Origin of the sequence: Flavobacterium turcicum, assembly GCF_011365745.1 — a bacterium.
GTDB lineage: Bacteria > Bacteroidota > Bacteroidia > Flavobacteriales > Flavobacteriaceae > Flavobacterium > Flavobacterium turcicum.
This window is the reverse complement of the sequence record NZ_JAAOBY010000001.1, coordinates 864,872-884,220: the sequence shown is the minus strand read 5'-3', so window position 1 is coordinate 884,220 and position 19,349 is coordinate 864,872. Positions and strand designations below refer to the sequence as shown.

Genomic DNA, 19,349 nt, shown 5'->3' with positions numbered 1-19,349 from the left:
TTAAAATTTCATGAATGAGTATTGAGATTCTAATATAGTTATTTTTTCTCTGACTTTGGCTTGAAATTTCAAATGACTTTCTGATTCGGGGTTGAATGGCTTGTGAGCAAGGCTTTTTTGCACACCTTCTACCTCATCCATTGTTGACCAAGCTTTTCCTGAAATGACGGCGTCTGCAAATCGTTTCCAAATGTAATTAATCGCTGTTTGATTGGGATGCAACATATCATCGGTATAAAAACGATAATCACGCAATTCGTCCATCATGATTTCATACGAGGGGAAATAACTTACAGTCGAAAGTTGAAAGTCAAAAGTCTCATGAAGCGCGCTAATAATGTTGGCTTTGCTCCTTTGGTTTTCAACAAAACCGTCTTTGATGTGTCGTACTGGTGAAACTGTAAAAATAAGCTTGCATTGAGGGTTTAGAGTACGAATTAAATTGACTGTATTGGTGATACTTTCTTGTATTGTTGCCACAGTCAGCAATTCTTTCTGAAATTGTTTTTGAGGTACTTTATGACAATTTGCAACAATTTCTTGGCTTTCGATATGACGATAAACCCACGAAGTCCCATAAGTGATAATGCAATGGCTTGCTTGCATGATGTATTCGCGAACGGACGCAAGAATAGCATTTAGTGTGGCCAACAATTCGTCTTTGTTTGATGTACTTAAATCAGAATGCGCATCAAAACAATGCCAACGTTCGTTGTAAAAAAAGACATCGTTATCAGTAAATTTCTTTTCAGAAACAGCCAACTCGATAAGTTTTTCAATTGCTAGTGGATGAAAGAGAATTCCAAATGGATTACAGCTATTTTGAAATTTATAATAGTCTAATTTTTCAGCCATATTTACAGCAAAACAAGAACCTATTGACATGATTTTAGAAGTGTAATCAATAAGGAATTCATTTTTAGGAATGGGAATTGGTGTAGTAAACTGCATAGAAAAAAATTTAAACTAGTATTGCTTTTGTATTATGGGTACAAAAAAAGCCCTTTTTCAAAACATCGAAAAGGGCTTTTGATAAAGTTTTATCTTTAATAAAAATAGGTGACTTTTAAATATTCTCGATCATCAGGTGCGTCTTCGAAAATCTGTTCAATAAGATAATTGTCGTCATCATATTTCATTGTACAACTGTACATGTTAGCAGAAGATGTAACACTGTCGTCAGCAAAAATAGTCGAGTTTTCAACAACCGTCATAATACCGTTATTGGCAGAAATTAAAGCAAAATGATCTAGTAATTTGCTAACACCTGCAATCTGGTTCCAAGGGTTTTTAAATTGATCGTAGTTTAAGGTAATTAATTCAGTGCTTTTACCTCCTTTTTGATCTACCACAAAGGTTTTTTTATTTGTAATAATGTTTGCGGATTTCACAGTGAATACGCCTATATATAAAGGTTTTTCTTTTTGATCTTGTAGTTCAAAACCTTCATAGTTAATTGTTCCATCCGTATTGTATTGGTAGCGTACCACTTTTTTGTCAGATGATTCGACACGGGCCAACTTACCATTTTGGTATGTGTAATTGTATACCGTTACCTTATTATTTTTCTTATCTGTAGTTTTAATCTGCGAAATTAAACTATCAACGTAAGTAAAATCATTGCGAACCAACTCGCTGTTTGTATTTACAAGTTTATCTCCTTGGTACTTAAAAACAGTGGTTACTGTCTTATCATCTGCAGTGGTTTCAACTATTTTATTGACTAATTTTACCTCTCCATTTTTCTCTTGGCTACAAGAAGTAAAAAGCAAAACCAACAAACCAATAAGCTGTACTATTTTTAATTTTTTCATTTCATTTAAAAGTTGCAACTGCATTTTTACAGTTGATTAACTGTTTTATTTGCAGCACTTCAAGCGGTCAAAGCTACACAAAATAGCTCACATTTAAAAAATTTTAACTCTTTGCCTTATTGTACAAAGGCAATTGCTTGTTCTAATGCTTGTTGGATTCCGTTTGCATTTTTCCCTTTTCCAGAAGCAAAAAACGGCTGTCCGCCACCATTCCCGTCTATTAATTTTCCTAATTCTCTAATTACAGTTCCAGCGTTCAAGCCTTTTTCTGCAACCAATTCTTTTGAAATGTAGCAATGGATGTTAGGCAAACCTTCTTCAATTGAAGCTAAAAATACAAATGAATTTGGTTTAGTAGTTCCAATAGCTTGCGCCAAATCTTTGGTAGAACTCATTGATAAATCAACTTGTTTTGCCAAAAAGTTAATACCGTTTACCTCTTGAAAATCAGCAACCAAAACATTCTTTAATCCGTCGATTTTCTCTTTTAATAATTGCTCGATTTGTTTTTTCAGCTTCGCATTATCATCTTGCAATGAAGTTACTGATTTTAAAACATCTTGTGGGTTTTTCAGCGTTTCTTTAATCTCTGCCAAAGTTTGTTCTTGATTTTGGTAGAAATTTTTCACTGCATCACCCGTAATGGCTTCAACACGACGAATTCCTGCTGCTACTGCTCCTTCTGAAATGATTTTGAAATGCCAGATTTCGGCGGTGTTTTTTACGTGAATTCCACCACATAATTCTTTGCTTTCACCAAATTCTATCATTCGAACTGAATCGCCGTATTTTTCTCCAAACAAAGCCATTGCTCCTTTGTCTAATGCTTCTTGAATTGGAATGTTACGGTGTTCTACCAATTGTAACTGTGCTTCAATTTGAGCGTTCACACTTGCTTCTACTTGACGCAATTCCTCATCTGAAACTTTAGAGAAATGCGAAAAGTCAAAACGCAAATAGTTTGGATTTACTAACGAGCCTTTTTGCTCTATGTGTGTTCCTAAAATACTTCTCAAAGCCAAATGCATCAAGTGTGTAGCCGAGTGGTTTTTAGAAGTTGACGTTCTTAAATCCGTATTTACTTTTGCTACAAATCTAGCTTCAATATTTTCTGGAAGTTGCTTAGCAAAATGTAAAATCAGATTATTTTCCTTTTTTGTATCAATGATATCAATCGTTTGGTTTGCCGAAACCAATGTTCCTTTATCACCTACTTGACCTCCACCTTCTGGATAAAAAGGCGTATTGTCTAAAACGATCTGGTATAAAACACCATCTTTTTTAGAATCTACTTTACGAATACGAGTGATTTTTACTTCGCTTTCTGTTTGGTCGTAACCTACGAATGTTTCTACATTTCCAGGAATCAACACTGTCCAATCCTCGGTTGAAACTTCAGATGCAGCACGTGAACGATTTTTTTGCTCTTGCATAGAAGCATCAAATTCAGCTTCGTTGAAAGACATTCCTTTTTCTTTTAAAATCAAAGCCGTTAAATCTTTCGGAAAACCAAAAGTATCGTACAATTCAAAAGCTTTTGCTCCTGAAACTTCATTTCCTGAAGTTTCTGCAACCACTTTGTCTAACAATTGTAATCCTTGATCTAAAGTTCGTAAAAACGACGCTTCTTCCTCTCGAATTACGTTGGTAACCAATTGTTGTTGTGCTTTAATCTCTGGAAAAAATTCTCCCATTTGATTTGCCAAAACAGCAACTAATTTATTGATAAAAGGTTCTTTGGTATCTAAAAATGTAAATCCGTAACGAATTGCACGACGCAAAATTCTACGAATTACATAACCAGCTCCTGTGTTTGATGGTAATTGTCCGTCAGCAATTGCAAACGCTACGGCACGCACGTGATCTACAATAACACGAATGGCAATATTAGTTTTATTCTGTTCCTCTGAAATGTTTTTCACTTCATCAGATGTATATTTCAACCCTGTAATTTGTTCTACTTTCTCAATAAGTGGTGTAAAAACATCCGTGTCATAATTAGATGTTTTGCCTTGCAACGCCATACACAAACGCTCAAATCCCATTCCGGTATCTACATGCTGTGCTGGAAGTTTCTCCAGTGATCCATCGGCTTTACGGTTGAACTCCATGAATACATTGTTCCAGATTTCAACAACTTGTGGGTGATCATTATTTACGAGACTTTTTCCTGAAACCAAAGCTTTTTCAGCATCGGTACGCAAATCAACGTGTATCTCAGAACAAGGTCCACACGGTCCTTGATCTCCCATTTCCCAAAAGTTGTCTTTCTTGTTTCCAAGAATGATTCGGTCTTCATCAATTAATGTTTTCCAGATATCCCAAGCTTCTTGGTCAAAAGGCACATTGTCTTCTGCGCTTCCTTCGAAAACAGAAACGTATAAATTTTCTTTTGGAATTTTGTACACTTCGGTTAAAAGTTGCCAAGCCCAATTGATAGCTTCTTTTTTGAAATAATCACCAAAAGACCAGTTTCCTAACATTTCGAACATGGTGTGGTGGTAGGTATCAAAACCTACATCCTCCAAGTCATTGTGTTTTCCTGAAACGCGCAGACATTTTTGAGTATCGGCAATTCGGTTGCTTTTTGGAGTTCCGTTACCCAAAAAATATTCTTTGAATTGGGCCATTCCTGAGTTATTGAACATCAAGGTAGGATCGTCTTTTAAAACGATGGGCGCCGAAGGCACAATTAAATGCCCTTTGGATGCGAAAAACTCTAAAAACTGCTTGCGTACTTGTTGTGATGTCATTTTTTTAATTTAAAAATTTAAAGACTTAACAATTTAAAGATTATTTAGAATTGAATTTTTCAATTTTTTAATCATTAAATCTTTTTGTTCCTTTTGCCCCAGATAGTAGCGAAAAGCGTTGTGAAATGAAATTTATTTTTTCTTGCGCTGGCAGAGCGACCAACGGAAGCTCCTGCAAGGGCAATAGAAAAAACAATTTCATGAAACAACCTTGCAGCGGATAGCTGGATTGGGCACATGTATTATTAATTCCTGAAAAAAGGCGGTATCGAATGAAACATTTCTTAAATTTGTTCGACTAACCCTTTACAAAGCGCAAAAATAGGGTATTTTAAAATATGTCGAAAGTAAAATATTATTACGATTCTGAAAATCTAGCCTATAGAAAAATAAAAACTAAAAAAAGGCAAAAAATAGGTGTTGCATTGCTTTTTATAGTTGCTGCAGCTTTGTTTGGTTTTTTGAGTTTCATTGTATTGTTGAACACTCCTTATTTTGAAACGCCAAAAGACCGCTTGCAAGCTCGTGAAATTGAAAATTTGAAACTAAATTATGCTATTTTAAACGAACGCTTAGACGAAATGAGCGATGTTGTTGCCGAAATTGAGGACAGAGATAATAATTTGTATCGCGTGTATTTTAATAAAGCTGCGATTCCGGATTCGATCAGGAAAGCGGGTTTTAAGGATAATAATCGTTACCAATTGCTTGCCGGATTTGACAATTCAGAGTTGGTAAAATCAACTACCAAAAAAGTAGATGTTTTAAGCAAACAGCTTGCCATACAATCAAAATCTTTGGATGTCATTTTAAAGCTTGCCGATGCGAAAAGTGATTTTTTGTCAGCCATTCCTGCCATTCAACCGGTACGAAACGAGAATTTAAAACACATGGCATCTGGTTTTGGGTATCGAACAGATCCTTTCACGAAAGCGCGAAAAATGCATGAAGGAATGGATTTTACAGCCAAATCAGGTACTCCCATTTATGCTACTGGCGATGGAGTTGTGGCAAAAGCAGATAATACTGCCTCGGGTTACGGCAATCATATTGTAATTCGGCACGGATTTGGATATGAAACCTTATACGCGCATTTGAGCAAATACAACACTAGAGCTGGAAAACGCGTGAAAAGAGGTGATATTATTGGATATGTAGGCAGCACGGGACGTTCAGAAGCGCCGCATTTGCATTACGAAGTTCATAAGGATAGTAAAGTAGTGAACCCGCTTAATTTTTATTACGGAAATATTTCAGCGGTTGAATATGTGGTTATTGCGCAGTTGGCGAATCAAGAGAATCAGTCGTTGGATTAAAAGAGTGAATCGTGAGAAGTGAATTGTGAGAAGTGAATTGTGAGGAGTGAGAAGTTTAGTTTCATTGGGCGAAAATTAAATAAAGTAAAAAATTAGAAAATAAATAAAAATGCAAATTGATTTACCAAAAGACAAACGATATTACAGCATTGGCGAAGTAGCCAAAGCGTTTGATGTAAATGCATCGCTCATTCGATTTTGGGATAGTGAATTTGATATTTTAAAACCTAAGAAAAATGCAAAAGGCAACAGAATGTTTACGCCTGAGGATATTACCAATTTGCAATTGATTTATCATTTGGTAAAAGAAAGAGGTTTTACACTTGAAGGAGCAAAAATTCATTTGAAAGAAGGTCAAAAGAAAACCTTGGATAAATTCGAAATCATTAAAAAACTAGAAGCAATTAGAAATCAATTAACTAATATTAAAAACGAACTTTAGCGTGACGCTAGGAGTACCAAACAATTAAAACAAATAAACATTAAATTAAACAAACATGAGAAGATTTTTGCCTTGGATTATCATTGGAGGATTAGTTGTACTTGCTATTATGTACTACATTAACGTAACTAACGGAGCTGTTGTAGTTGATCAAGCAGTTAAAAAAGAATGGGGTAACGTGGAAACTTCGTACCAAAGACGAAATGATTTAATTGGCAACTTGGTAAATACGGTAAAAGGAGCTGCTGATTTTGAAAAAGAAACTTTAACAGCGGTTATTGAAGCTCGTGCCAAAGCTACTTCTGTAACAATTGACCCAGCTAACGTGAGCCCAGAACAATTAGCAGCTTTTAACTCAGCGCAAAGCGGTGTGAGCAGCTCATTATCTAAATTATTGGTTTCTGTAGAACGCTACCCTGAATTGAAAGCAAATTCTAATTTCATGAAATTGCAAGATGAACTGGCTAGTACTGAAAATCAAATTTTAACAGCTAGAACTCGTTTTAACGAATCAGTAGAAGTGTACAACAATTATGTTTTGAAAAATCCTAGAAAATTGTTTTTATCAGACTACAAAGAAAAAGCTGCCTTTAAAGCTGTTGCAGGTGCTGAAAAACCTGTTGAAGTAAAATTCTAAATCCTATTTTTAATTTTGAATAACGATTTTTGATTGCAATCTTGCAGTTAAAAATCGTTATTTGTAATTCAATCCCTTTCTTATGTCAAAAGTAGAAGATTTGTTGAGCAGTGCCGAAGAGCAAGAAGTAGTAGCTGCCATTTGCAGTGCTGAAAAAAATACCTCAGGAGAAATTCGAGTTCATATTGAAAAAACTACTGATCAAGATCCATACGACCGCGCTATGGATGTTTTTCATGAGTTGAAAATGGATGCAACCGAATTGAAAAACGGTGTATTGATTTATTTGGCAGTAGAAGATCGCAATTTTGTTATTTGTGGCGATCAAGGCATCAACGAAGTGGTTCCAGATGATTTTTGGGACTGTACGCGTGACATCATGGTTGCACACTTCAAAAAAGGCGATTTCAAACAAGGCTTGATTGATGGCATTCACCGCGCTGGCGAGCAATTACAACGCTACTTTCCTTGGCAAGAAGGCGATACAAACGAATTATCAAACGAAATCTCAAAAGGATAATGAAGCTATATCCAAAAAATATCTTAACTACACTTTGCTTTATTGGTTTCTTACTGATAAGTTTTGCAGCAAATGCTCAATTTACTATTCCGGCTAAACCAGATTTACAAACATCCGTATACGATTATGCTAATGTTTTGAGCAGTACCGAAAAAGCACAATTAGAGCAAAAACTCATCCGATATTCTGATTCGACCACTACGCAAATTGTAGTCATAACCATTGAAAGTTTAAAAGGCGAAGATGTGAGTTTACTCGCTACCAAGTGGGCACAAACTTGGGGAATAGGTGGCTCAGCTCAAGATGATAATGGCGTAATTGTTCTTTTGGCTAAAGCCGAAAAACGAATTGCTATTAATCCTGGATATGGATTAGAAGACCGATTAACTGCTGGTTTAGGTGGCGAAATTATTCGAAATATTATTGTTCCCGAATTTAAAGCCGGAAGTTTTTACAACGGTTTAGATAAAGGAACGGATGCCTTAATTGATGTTTTTAAAGGAAAATACAAAGGCAAACGCGTTGAAAAAAAATCGGGCAAAGGCTTTCCTATTGGACCCATCATTTTAATTGTGATTGTTTTAATAATTATAGCATCGCGCAGTAAAGGCAACCGAAATAATGGCAATAACGGTGGCGGAGGCATTGGCTCTTCCCTACTCGATGTGATCATTTTAAGCAACCTTGGCCGTGGTGGCGGAGGTGGATTTGGTGGCTCTTCAGGTGGAGGCTTTGGAGGAGGTGGCTTCGGTGGTGGTTTTGGCGGAGGCGGTTTCTCTGGCGGAGGATCTAGCGGAGGTTGGTAAACACTGCAGCAATTTTAAGATTAAAATGATTCCCTTTATAATTGAAACACTCTTATTTCATGCCACGCATAAATAAGAGTGTTTATTTAAAATTAGATTTTCATGCTTTCACAAAAAGCCAAATATGCTTTAAAAGCCCTTTTATATTTAGCACAACAAGAGGACACACACGTGTCAAGAACTCTTGAAATTGCTGACGCAGCTTCTATTCCGAAAAAATTCTTGGAACAAATACTCCTTGACCTCAAACGCGGGCATTTTGTAGGTAGCAAACAAGGTAAACTTGGCGGCTATTACCTTTTAAAATCTAAAAATGAAATCACTTTAGCTGATATACATCGGCTTTTTGATGGTGCAATCGCTTTACTGCCTTGTGCTTCTTTAAATTTTTACGAACGCTGTTCTGACTGTACTGATGAATCAACATGCGCCTTACGTCACGGGCTAATTGTCATTCGTGAGGAAACACTCAAAGCTATGCAAGGCATTACTATTGCTTCGTTAATACATCGTTAAAAAAATATATTTTAAACTCTACTAATTTTATAGAATTTATATATATTTGCATCGAAATATTAATAGTAACTCTATTTAAAGCAAGATGAAAAAGATGCAAGTACAAAAATCCCTAGAAGTTTTCAAAAAATTAAACCCCAAATCAATCGGCTGTATGATGTGTATGTGTTAGAAATAAAAAAAATTATTTTAAAACTCTACTAATTACATATATATAATATAAATGAAAAATATTTATCTAAAACTAAGCACAACTTTATTATTTTTTCTAGTTTTCTCCACTTCTTTTGCGCAAGTACTTCTTGAAGGAAAAGTAAAAGACGAACAAGATGCGCCAATTGAAGGTGTCAACATCGTTCTAAAAGGTACCACAAACACTACTACAACGCTAGCTGATGGGACTTTCAGTATCGAAGCAAAGTCACTTCCTTTCACGCTGATCGTGCAATATGCAGGCTATAATACCAAAGAAATTAAAATTACTGAATTGCCTACCAACATAAAACCGCTGGAGATTATCATTTCGTACGGAGAAGAAAAAGTACTCTCTGAAGTGGTTGTTACCTCTCGTAGAAGAATAGAAAAAGCACAAGATATTCCAATTGCCGTATCTGTAGTAACCGGAAAACAAGCCGAACAAGCAGGTGCTTTCAACGTAAATCGCGTGAAAGAATTGATTCCTTCGGTACAATTGTACTCCTCCAATCCTAGAAATACGGGTATCAACATTAGAGGACTTGGTTCGCCATACGGACTTACTAATGACGGGATTGATCCTGGTGTTGGTTTTTATGTTGATGGTGTGTATTATGCACGTCCAGCAGCCACCACTTTAGACTTTGTAGACATTGACCGTATTGAAGTATTGCGTGGACCACAGGGATCACTTTTTGGCAAAAACACAACCTCAGGTGCTTTTAACATAACCACCAGAAAACCAAGTTTTACATCTGGTGCTGATTTTGAAGTAAGCTACGGAAATTACGGTTTCCTTCAAGCTAAAACATCAATAACAGGTGCGTTAAGTAAAAAACTGGCTGGTCGAATCTCCTTTTCGGGAACTCAAAGAGACGGATTAATTGATAATGTAGTGACTGGAAGAGCCACAAATACGTTAAACAATCAAGGAATTAGAGGCCAATTATTGTACAATGTTACTGAAAACACGAACATTTTATTCGCTGCTGACATCACTACACAACGCCCTGATGGATATGCGCAAGTTATTGCTGGTGTAGCTCCAACACAAAGAGCTGCTTACCGCCAATTTGATGCCATCATTGCCGATTTGAATTACCAACTCCCTAGCAGAAATGCTTTTGACCGTAAAATTGATCACGATACACCTTGGCGTTCTGGACAAGATTTAGGTGGCGCATCGCTTAACGTAGATACTAAAATTGGTAAAGGAACTTTGACCTCAACTACAGCATGGCGTTTTTGGAACTGGGATCCTTCAAACGATAGAGATTTTACAGGACTTCAAGTTTTGGCTAAATCACAAAACCCTGCCAGACATACGCAGTTGACACAAGAAATTCGCTATGCAGGACAAGTGTCTACTAAATTAAGCGGAGTAATTGGTGCCTTTTTTATCGATCAAACGGTAAAAATTAGAGGAACAGAAGAATCTGGAAATGCACAATGGCGTTTTTCTCAATCGCCGGTAAACTACAACAATAACGGGGTTTCAACTCCTGTACCGCTTGCTAGATGGGCTGAACCAGGATTACTTGAAGGCTACGGAATACGCACCATTGCTGATATTCATGCTGTGAGTGCGGCTTTATTTGGTCAATTAGATTGGCAAATCACCGATAGATTGCACATTCTACCGGGATTGCGCTACAATTACGACAAAAAGGAATCGAACTACGACCGTCAAACGTATGGTGGTTTACAAACCAACGATCCACAATTATTGGCAATAAAAAGAGCGGTGTACACCAACCAAACCTTCTCTGCAAACAAAGATAAGTTTGACTTTTCAGGAAATATAACGGTGAATTACAAAGCGACTGATAAAATAAATGGCTACGCTACATATGCTAAAAGTTACAAACCAGTGGGTGTAAATGTAGCCGGTTTGCCTACTCCTGCCGCAGGACAAACATTGGCCGATCTTGCTGTAATTAGACCCGAAGACGTAAATCATTATGAAATTGGAATAAAAACCTCTCCGTTCAAAAGAGCTATTTTAAACCTGACTTTGTACAATACGGATATCAAAGATTTCCAAACCAATGTACAAGCAGCTGAATTAGGAGTTAATCGTGGTTACCTAGCCAATGCTGACAAAGTACGTGTACGAGGTGCTGAAGTTGATGCTAGTTTTGTAATCAATGAACATTTTGCCTTCAACGGGGCTGTGAGTTACACGGATGGTAAATATGTTAAATTCACTAATGCTCCGCTACCGCTTGAAGAAACGGGAGCTCCTGTATCATTCAAAGATGTGTCTGGAACTACTTTGCCTGGTGTTTCAAAATGGGCCGGAAGTTTAGGCGGAGAATATACCAAATCAGCTAAGTTTTTTAGCAACCTAGGTAAATTCTTTGTGGCAATTGACTCGTATGCGCGTTCTGAATTTTCATCAAGTCCATCAGCTTCAAAATTCTTGGTGGTTCAAGGATATGCTATCTTTAACGGTCGTTTCGGATTTAGAGCAACCGAAGGATTATCTGTAAACTTTTGGGGTCGAAACCTCTTGAACAAAGATTACTTTGAGCAATTATTACCAGCTGGCGGAAATTCTGGACATTATGCTGGTGTTTTAGGCGACCAAAGAACGTACGGAATTACCTTGAAGTATTCGTTGTAAACAACAACTTCAGTCTTTTATAACACAGCACCGCTATCCTATAAGTTAGCGGTGCTTTTTTTTTATGGGTAATAAATTGAATCAACAAATATGTAACTACTTTAAAATGGCTGACTTTGTGTACATTTGCAACCATTTTAAAACTAATGACTCAAAAATTCCTTTTCATTTGTACACTACTCTGTTTGGGGTTGCAAGCACAAACCGTAAAAAAAGTGGACCACCAAAGTATTGTATGGACGCGCTACTACAACCAATTACAGTTGAGTGAAAAATGGTCCTTGCATTCTGAAATTGACAATAGAGTTTTCACAAAACCCATTCAGCAAAATGTTTATGTGTTGCGTGTGCAAGGACGTTACAGAATAAACAGCCATCTGGAAACAGGTGCTGGTTTTGCTCATTTTTCGGTTACTACACAAATACCTGAAATCAATCCCAACTTTAGGATTCCTGAATACCGCGGGCAACAAGACTTGACTTGGCGAATCAGCGGCAAAAAACTAGTACTTAATCAGCGTTTTCAAGTAGAGGAACGTTTTATTCACAATGCTAATTCCTCAGGATTACTACCCGGAAGTACTTTTTCCTGGCGTTTTAGATACCGTCTGCAAGGAGATTATACGTTTTGGAAAAAAGAAAACCAAGCTATAAAAGCCATTCTCTCTGATGAAATCATGTTCAATGCTGGAAAATCAACTCGTAAAAACACCTTTGACCAAAACAGAATTTACGCAGCGATACATTTTCAAGCTAGCAACCATTTTTCGTATGAGTTAGGCTACCTCAACAGTTATCAAAGGCGACCTAGCGGTGTTGACTTTTTTGATCGTGATATTATTCGATTGAGTGTTTTTCATCGTTTGAATTGGAAAAATAAATCCTAGAAAAAATCCCGAATTTCTTCGGGATTATCATTTGTTCTCGCGTTACAACGGGTTTATAAATAAATTAAGTTCATTCTACGGATTTGAAAAAGCATCATAAATACAAAACCGTTTTTAAATTAAATATCCAAATTTCTGTTTGTATTTGTTAGCTACAGTTCATTTTTTATGCAAATTTATTTTTATACAATTGAATTACTTCTTTAGCATCATTTTGTATATCTTCATTTTTTAAATTTGCTTTTATAATTTTATCTAGATCTGGCATTGCTTTTGACATTTCTTTATTTTCAACAAGAATTTCTTCTCTGACGTAGTTTATAAAAGCAAGTGAGCTCAAGTAAGAATTGTTTTCTGCTTTAGACATTTCCATGGATTCAAAATAATATTTTCTTCCAAGATCGTGATATCCTCTTCTGAAATATAAAAGACCTTTTGTTGCAGTTAAACAAATTGATGAATAACTATTTGAGTTTAAATCTTCTTTTCTGACATCTTTTAAGTACTTATCAGCTTCATCAAGTTTGTTTTGAAGACATAATGAGTAAATTATATTGTTTAATAAGTGTGCATCATTTGGATGTGATAATAAACCTAATTTAGCAATTTCACTCGCTTGACTAAAGTCTTTAAGTTTCCTAGATGCGATTTCATTTCCAAACAAAACTGCCATTTTCGAAAAAGGTTGGTCAAAAAACCATTTTTTTGAAAAATCTATTGAATCTTGCCACTTTTGATGTTCGGAGTTTTCTCTAGCAAATGCTTCAAATGAGTTAACTAGCTGAAATTCATTAATATTTAATTTAATTAAATTTCTTTCTTCTTGTGAAGCCCATTCTGCTTGCGCTAAAGAATTATCATTAGGATGGATTAATGATTTTTCAAATAATTTTCTACTCTTATTAATTTTATCATTTTTTAACTCTACTGAAGCAATAGAGCTTGCAAGTTCAGTGATATTAAATGGATGAAAGTTATTTGATTCTATAATTTGAATACCAGATTTTGTAAAAACTGAATTTCTATCCCTTAATGAAGCGATTGAAATTTCAGTTGCCAATAACCAAGGATCAAATTTAGTTAAATTGCTTTTTCTAATAATGTCATGTGCAATTTCAAAATCTCCAATGTGTACATAAAATCTTGCGACACTTCTCAAAATAAAACGATTTTCAGGAGCTAAGTATAAAGCATTTTTTATAGCTCTTTCAGCTTTTAAGTCTTGGCCTAATATAGAATAATATCGTGCAAGTTCAATCCAATTAATTGGATTATATGGGGTTTTAATTAATTTTTTCTTGAGATTATTTATTTTAGAATAAATTTCAAATAAGTTTGATTTATCATTAAATGTAGTAGGATTTGTAATGTCCAAATTTAATTCAATTTCTTCCTTTTTATGTGTTAGTATTTTGGTAGCAACATCGATTATTGCTTTTGAAGCCAATGATTTGTTTTGTAAAACAAATTCCGAAACATCTTTAACCGTTTGGTTATTTTCTTGGTTACAAACTAATGCTACACCCAAAATATCTCCTGCTATTCCGATGCAATTAGAATCATTCCAACTATCTATTAAATCTGAAATATCAGGCTTAAAAGAAGAATCAAGTTTAATATTCTTGCTACCATTTAATTCACCTAATTTTGAAGTGTTTTCAAAGCTTCTCCAGTTTGGAATTATATGTCTATCTTTTTTTTCGAAAAAATTTGCCAATTTATTTAGTTATTTTATATTCAGCTTTTTTTGCTAAAAAGTTAAAAATTTCAACGAATCTATCCATTTGATAGTTATTACCAATTTCCTTTAAATTTTTTATATGACCTCTTTTTCTAGGATCTGGATGACACAGCATTTTTATAGCTTCTAAGAGTTTATCTTGACCATCAATGTCTTTTGTATGCTCTTCTACTACTGATAATGATTCTTCAAAAGCATTAATCCAATATGGCAAAGCATTTTCAAAATCTAAAGTTAATATATTTATCGACGGATTTACTTTAGAACCTAATAAAGCAATCATACTTTGTCCAGTAAAATAAAAACTAGCCATGCTGCCTAAAAGGAAACAGTCAATTGCAAAGACTTTATCTTTCCATTCAGAAAGTACATATTTATGGAAGACTTCAGGTGGTGCGTATCTGATATCTCCAGAAAAGTCATAGCTTGAATGTGGAGCATTTAAATCATGACTTAAAGCCCTTCCTAAATCTCCAACCTTAGATATTCCATTATCGAAAATAAATACATTTGATGGTTTTAAGTCTTGGTGTGAAACGTGAATACTATGAAGTTGTTTTATTCCAGTAGCAATATTATGCAATGATCTTAACTTCCATGAATTATCAACTAAAGTTGTAAAGTTTATATGCTCTCTAACATCACTATCCGCTTTTTCAAATACCATATAATATACTCCCGGAATTAAAAATCCACTAATGTTTTCAAATGAAGCTTCAAGTAATTTTGAAACTTTAGTAAGATTTCTATTTTTACATCTACTCAAAATTTCTTTTTCAAAGTTATATGTATTTAACATATCTGCTTGAGCTTTAATTTGATCGTCTTCGGCTCTCAAAAAAGTAAGTGTGTTTATTGCTTTTAGAAAACCAATTTGATTGTCTTTTTTAACAATATAACAAACTGAAAAATTACCGCCGCTACCTCCGGGTTTGATTTTTGTTTTTTCTATTACTTCCCACCCAGATTTTAAAGTTCTGCCTTCGAGAGCGTGTACGGCACTAATTTGATCATCAGAAATATTTGAAATAGGATTACTTATCATTTTTTTATTTTTTTACTTTTCTAAAAATCAAGACTTTATTGTTAAACTACGAAGTTATTGTACCACGAAATTTTCGAATTACTGCTAACTAATATATATGAACCATGAAATAATTCCAATCTACCCAAATATAGATAGCTCCTTTCAGTTCAATAACTCTTATTTCTACGAATATAACTACAACAATTACAGTAAAAATAAAAAATCTACAAACGGTTAATAAATCCGTTAATAGGAAATAAATACTACAAAAAAAGCCCAAGAATCAAATCTTGGGCTTTTGGAATTTGTCTCAACAAAAAAACCACTTCGTTACAAAGTGGTTTCTAGTCTTATTTCTCTCTAATATAAATATCGATTGGCACTCCTGAAAAATCCCAATTTTCTCTAATTTTATTTTCAAGGTAACGTTTGTACGGTTCCTTAACATATTGTGGCATGTTGGCAAAAAACACAAACTGAGGCGTTTGTGTAGGCAACTGCATGCAATATTTAATTTTCACATATTTCCCTTTGGTAGCTGGTGGCGGATAAGCCTCAATTACCTTAAGCATGAATTCGTTAAATTTAGATGTCGCAATACGCTGCTGTCTGTTTTCATACACTTTTACCGTAGCTTCTAATGCTTTTAGCAAACGCTGCTTGGTCAATGCCGAAACAAAAAGAATAGGCACATCCGTAAACGGCATTAATTCTTTCTTGATTTTTTCTTCGTAATCGCGGGTTGACATGGTATCTTTTTCAACCAAATCCCATTTGTTTACTAAGATTACAACACCTTTGCGGTTTTTTTCGGCCAACCAAAAAATACTTTGGTCTTGTCCTTCAAATCCACGTGTGGCATCAATAACAAGGATACAAATATCTGCATGTTCAATAGCACGCACAGAACGCATTACCGAGTAAAATTCTAAATCTTCTTTTACCTTAGCCTTACGACGAATTCCCGCCGTATCCACCAAGTTAAATTCAAACCCAAAACGGTCAAACTTTGTATCAATAGCATCACGCGTTGTACCCGCAATGTCCGTAACCATAAAACGTTCTTTACCAATCAAGGCATTGATAAAACTTGATTTACCAGCATTTGGTCGCCCAACTACTGCAAAACGTGGCAATACCACTTCCTCTTGAACAGGTTCTGGTTTTACTGGGAAAGCATCAATTAAAGCATCTAATAAATCTCCAGTTCCACTACCTGATATACTCGCAAAAGTAAAATAATCTCCTAAACCTAAGTTGTAAAACTCTAAGGCATCTTTCTCACGCATGGCGTTGTCAACCTTGTTTACGGCTAGCAAAACCGGCTTAGTCACTTTACGCAACAAGCGCGCCACAACATCATCCATAGGCGTAATGCCTTCCTCAACATCAACCACAAAAATGATTACATCGGCCTCATCAATAGCCAGTTCAACTTGCTTGCGGATCTCGCCCTCAAACACGTCATCAGAACCTTTTATGTATCCTCCGGTATCAATTACAGAAAATTCTTTTCCGTTCCACTCGCTTTTACCATAGTTTCTATCGCGGGTCACCCCAGATACTGAATCTACAATAGCTTCTCTTCTTTGTATCAGCCTATTAAAAAGGGTCGATTTCCCTACATTAGGTCTTCCTACTATCGCAACAATGTTATTCATAATATAATTTGAAAATTCGTTTTTCCGAAACCTTATTTTTCCGTTTCGGGTGGCAAAGGTAGTGTTTAAAAGCGTGATTATCAATTTTTTTCGAATATTAGCCACATTGGCAAAACCTAATCACCTCATCTTCAAAACAAAACTCACAACGGCACCACTAGCCTTTGTATTTATTCGTTCTTCGAATATTCTAAAATATCGCCTGGCTGGCAATCTAAGGCTTTACAAATAGCCTCCAAAGTACTAAAACGAACCGCCTTAGCCTTTCCTGTTTTTAATATGGATAAATTTGACAAGGTCAAATCCACCTTCTCCGAAAGCTCGTTCAATGACATCTTGCGCTTGGCCATCATCACATCTAGGTTTACAATTATTGCCATAACTTAAATGGTTAGTTCGTTTTCTTGCTGCATTTCGATTCCCTTTTTTATAATTTGCCCAATTACCAATAAAATGACACTCGTAAACCACCACACATCACCACCACCAAAACTTAAATCAGCAACATTAGGCATTTGTAGTCCGTCTTGAATCAAATTCTTTGTAAAGCCTGCTCCCCACAATGAAAACAACCCAATTCCAAAAGAAATACTAGCCACCAAATCAATAAATTTCTTTAGAGAATCATTAAAAGGCTGTGCCAAATCAATTTTTTTACTGTGAAAAACAAGTACAATAGTGTAAAACAATACCGATTTCAACACCGAAACAATGCACATTAAAACGGTCAAAGTCACATAATACGACTGGTTGAAATGATACAAAGCTGCCAAATCAACTTCTGTCCAAAACTTACTTGCCCCAGCAGGATTAAACATTAAAGTAAAAACAGTGTTGAAAATAAAGCCACCCGCCTGGATGCAAAGCCCTACAAAAATAATCCAAGATACCACTTGCAGTACTTTAAAAACAAAATTGGTTTTTCTAGACATGATACAAAGTATTTAAAATTAAAACACAAATATATCAATATTTATTGAAAAACAATAAAAATACATTATTTATCAAAATATTTTTATCGCTTTTAAAATTTTCAGGAGCTAATCCAGCGCTACAGTACAACTCCTCGCGCCTCAAGGAGCTGTTGCAAAGCCCGTGCAGGAGCTTCCTTTGGTCGCTCTGTACGCGCAACAACAGCATCCTTTTTTCGCTGCGGGGTTTCCTTTTCGCTCTGGGCTAAAAAAAAATCAGTACAAGAGACTAACTCTAGTACTGATTTTAAATATTGCATTTAAATGAAAACTAAAAAATTACCATCAATTCACTCCTCACTCCTCACCTCTCACTTTTCACTTCTCACTTCTCACTTCTCACTTCTCACTCCTCACCTCTCACTCCTCACTTCTCACTCCTCACTTCTCACTTTTCACTTCTCACTTTTCACTCCTCACCTCTCACTTCTCACTTTTCACTAATCACTACTGATTATACCCAAAACGCTTCAACATATTCGCGTTACTTCTCCAGTTTTTGTTCACTTTTACGTAAAGTTCAATGTGAATTTGTTTTCCAAAGAACTTCTCTAAATCTTCACGCGCCTCAGTTCCTACCTTTTTTAAAGCGGCACCTTTATGACCAATCACAATTCCTTTTTGAGTTTCGCGTTCCACCATAATCAAAGAACGAATACGAATGATATTGTCGTCTTCAAAAAATTCTTCAGTAACAATTTCAACTGCATACGGAATCTCTTTGCTGTAATTCAACAAGATTTTTTCACGAATGGTTTCATTCACAAAAAAACGTTCTGGCTTATCCGTAAGCTGATCTTTTGGATAATACGCTGGCGACTCTGGCAAAAGTGTAATGATTCTTTGAAAAACCTCAGGAACATTAAAATTTTGCAAGGCTGATATTGGGTATATTTCAGCATTCGGCACTTTGGCTGTCCAAAAAGCCACTTGTTGCTCTAATTGTTCTTGGTTTGAATTGTCAATTTTGTTAAGTAATAGCAAAACTGGAATTTTCGAGTGAATGATTTTATTAAAAAACGCCTCATCCTTAAGTTCCTGCTCCCCTATTTCGACCATGTAAATCAAGACATCAGCATCTTCAAAAGCCGATTTCACGAAATTCATCATCGATTCCTGCATTTCATAGGCTGGTTTAATGATTCCTGGCGTATCCGATAAGATCAATTGAAAATCCTCACCGTTTACAATACCTAGAATTCTATGACGAGTTGTTTGTGCTTTTGAAGTAATAATTGATAATCGCTCTCCAACAAAGGCATTCATTAATGTTGATTTACCAACATTTGGATTCCCGATGATGTTTACAAAACCTGCTTTATGTGACATATTTTAAAATAATTTAAGTCAAAAATATTATGTAGCATTTCTACTTTAAAATTACCAATTTAAAAGCATAAAAAAACCTCAATTTTACACTGAGGCTACTACTGTAAC

General features: G+C 35.4%; 17 protein-coding genes. 8 read left to right on the top strand and 9 right to left on the bottom strand.

The annotated features are described in order from the left end of the window. The 3 genes from G9Q29_RS03875 to alaS form a co-directional block, all read right to left on the bottom strand. Complete coding sequence (locus G9Q29_RS03875; protein ID WP_166133447.1) at positions 1 to 951, bottom strand: GSCFA domain-containing protein; 951 nt, start codon at positions 949 to 951, stop codon at positions 1 to 3. Between the two features lie 95 nt (positions 952 to 1,046). Next, positions 1,047 to 1,814 carry a hypothetical protein gene (locus G9Q29_RS03870; protein ID WP_166133445.1) on the bottom strand — a complete coding sequence of 256 codons (768 nt, stop codon included), beginning with the start codon at positions 1,812 to 1,814 and terminating at the stop codon, positions 1,047 to 1,049. Between the two features lie 116 nt (positions 1,815 to 1,930). Then, positions 1,931 to 4,567, bottom strand: coding sequence for an alanine--tRNA ligase (alaS, locus tag G9Q29_RS03865; protein ID WP_166133443.1), 2,637 nt, complete (start codon positions 4,565 to 4,567; stop codon positions 1,931 to 1,933). 338 nt (positions 4,568 to 4,905) lie between these two features. Here alaS and G9Q29_RS03860 point away from each other — a divergent pair, with 338 nt between their 5' ends. From G9Q29_RS03860 to G9Q29_RS03825, 8 genes are all read left to right on the top strand, one after another. Continuing rightward, entirely contained in the window at positions 4,906 to 5,883 is a 978-nt protein-coding gene (locus G9Q29_RS03860) for a M23 family metallopeptidase (protein ID WP_166133441.1), read from the top strand. Positions 5,884 to 5,992: 109 nt separating this feature from the next. Beyond that, positions 5,993 to 6,325 (top strand): MerR family transcriptional regulator, encoded by a 333-nt coding sequence (locus tag G9Q29_RS03855; protein ID WP_166133439.1) that lies wholly within the window; start codon positions 5,993 to 5,995, stop codon positions 6,323 to 6,325. Between the two features lie 55 nt (positions 6,326 to 6,380). Then, positions 6,381 to 6,962 (top strand): LemA family protein, encoded by a 582-nt coding sequence (locus G9Q29_RS03850; protein ID WP_166133437.1) that lies wholly within the window; start codon positions 6,381 to 6,383, stop codon positions 6,960 to 6,962. Positions 6,963 to 7,044: 82 nt separating this feature from the next. Beyond that, positions 7,045 to 7,482: a TPM domain-containing protein gene (locus G9Q29_RS03845; protein ID WP_166133435.1), complete on the top strand. Its 438-nt coding sequence runs from the start codon at positions 7,045 to 7,047 to the stop codon at positions 7,480 to 7,482. Then, positions 7,482 to 8,288, top strand: coding sequence for a TPM domain-containing protein (locus G9Q29_RS03840; RefSeq protein WP_166133433.1), 807 nt, complete (start codon positions 7,482 to 7,484; stop codon positions 8,286 to 8,288). Before G9Q29_RS03845 ends, G9Q29_RS03840 begins: the two co-directional genes overlap by 1 nt. A 102-nt stretch (positions 8,289 to 8,390) precedes the next feature. Beyond that, on the top strand, positions 8,391 to 8,804 hold the full coding sequence (locus tag G9Q29_RS03835; protein WP_166133432.1) for an RrF2 family transcriptional regulator: 414 nt from the start codon (positions 8,391 to 8,393) through the stop codon (positions 8,802 to 8,804). A 223-nt stretch (positions 8,805 to 9,027) separates the two neighbouring features. After that, positions 9,028 to 11,625: a TonB-dependent receptor gene (locus G9Q29_RS03830; RefSeq protein WP_166133430.1), complete on the top strand. Its 2,598-nt coding sequence runs from the start codon at positions 9,028 to 9,030 to the stop codon at positions 11,623 to 11,625. A 146-nt stretch (positions 11,626 to 11,771) separates the two neighbouring features. Beyond that, complete coding sequence (locus G9Q29_RS03825) at positions 11,772 to 12,512, top strand: DUF2490 domain-containing protein (RefSeq protein WP_166133428.1); 741 nt, start codon at positions 11,772 to 11,774, stop codon at positions 12,510 to 12,512. Between the two features lie 166 nt (positions 12,513 to 12,678). On the opposite strand, the gene G9Q29_RS03820 is transcribed toward G9Q29_RS03825, so the two are convergent. The 6 genes from G9Q29_RS03820 to era all read right to left on the bottom strand — a co-directional run bounded on the left by G9Q29_RS03820 (position 12,679) and on the right by era (position 19,241). Beyond that, complete coding sequence (locus G9Q29_RS03820) at positions 12,679 to 14,229, bottom strand: tetratricopeptide repeat protein (protein ID WP_166133426.1); 1,551 nt, start codon at positions 14,227 to 14,229, stop codon at positions 12,679 to 12,681. A gap of 1 nt (position 14,230) precedes the next feature. Continuing rightward, positions 14,231 to 15,298, bottom strand: a complete 1,068-nt coding sequence (locus G9Q29_RS03815) for a protein kinase domain-containing protein (protein WP_166133424.1) — start codon at positions 15,296 to 15,298, stop codon at positions 14,231 to 14,233. A gap of 332 nt (positions 15,299 to 15,630) precedes the next feature. Next, positions 15,631 to 16,941, bottom strand: a complete 1,311-nt coding sequence (gene der / locus G9Q29_RS03810) for a ribosome biogenesis GTPase Der (protein WP_086453366.1) — start codon at positions 16,939 to 16,941, stop codon at positions 15,631 to 15,633. A gap of 170 nt (positions 16,942 to 17,111) precedes the next feature. Then, positions 17,112 to 17,321 (bottom strand): helix-turn-helix domain-containing protein, encoded by a 210-nt coding sequence (locus tag G9Q29_RS03805; protein ID WP_086453359.1) that lies wholly within the window; start codon positions 17,319 to 17,321, stop codon positions 17,112 to 17,114. Between the two features lie 3 nt (positions 17,322 to 17,324). Next, positions 17,325 to 17,873, bottom strand: a complete 549-nt coding sequence (locus G9Q29_RS03800) for a DUF2975 domain-containing protein (RefSeq protein ID WP_166133422.1) — start codon at positions 17,871 to 17,873, stop codon at positions 17,325 to 17,327. Positions 17,874 to 18,359: 486 nt separating this feature from the next. Next, entirely contained in the window at positions 18,360 to 19,241 is an 882-nt protein-coding gene (gene era, locus G9Q29_RS03795; RefSeq protein ID WP_166133420.1) for a GTPase Era, read from the bottom strand. Positions 19,242 to 19,349 lie beyond the last annotated feature (108 nt).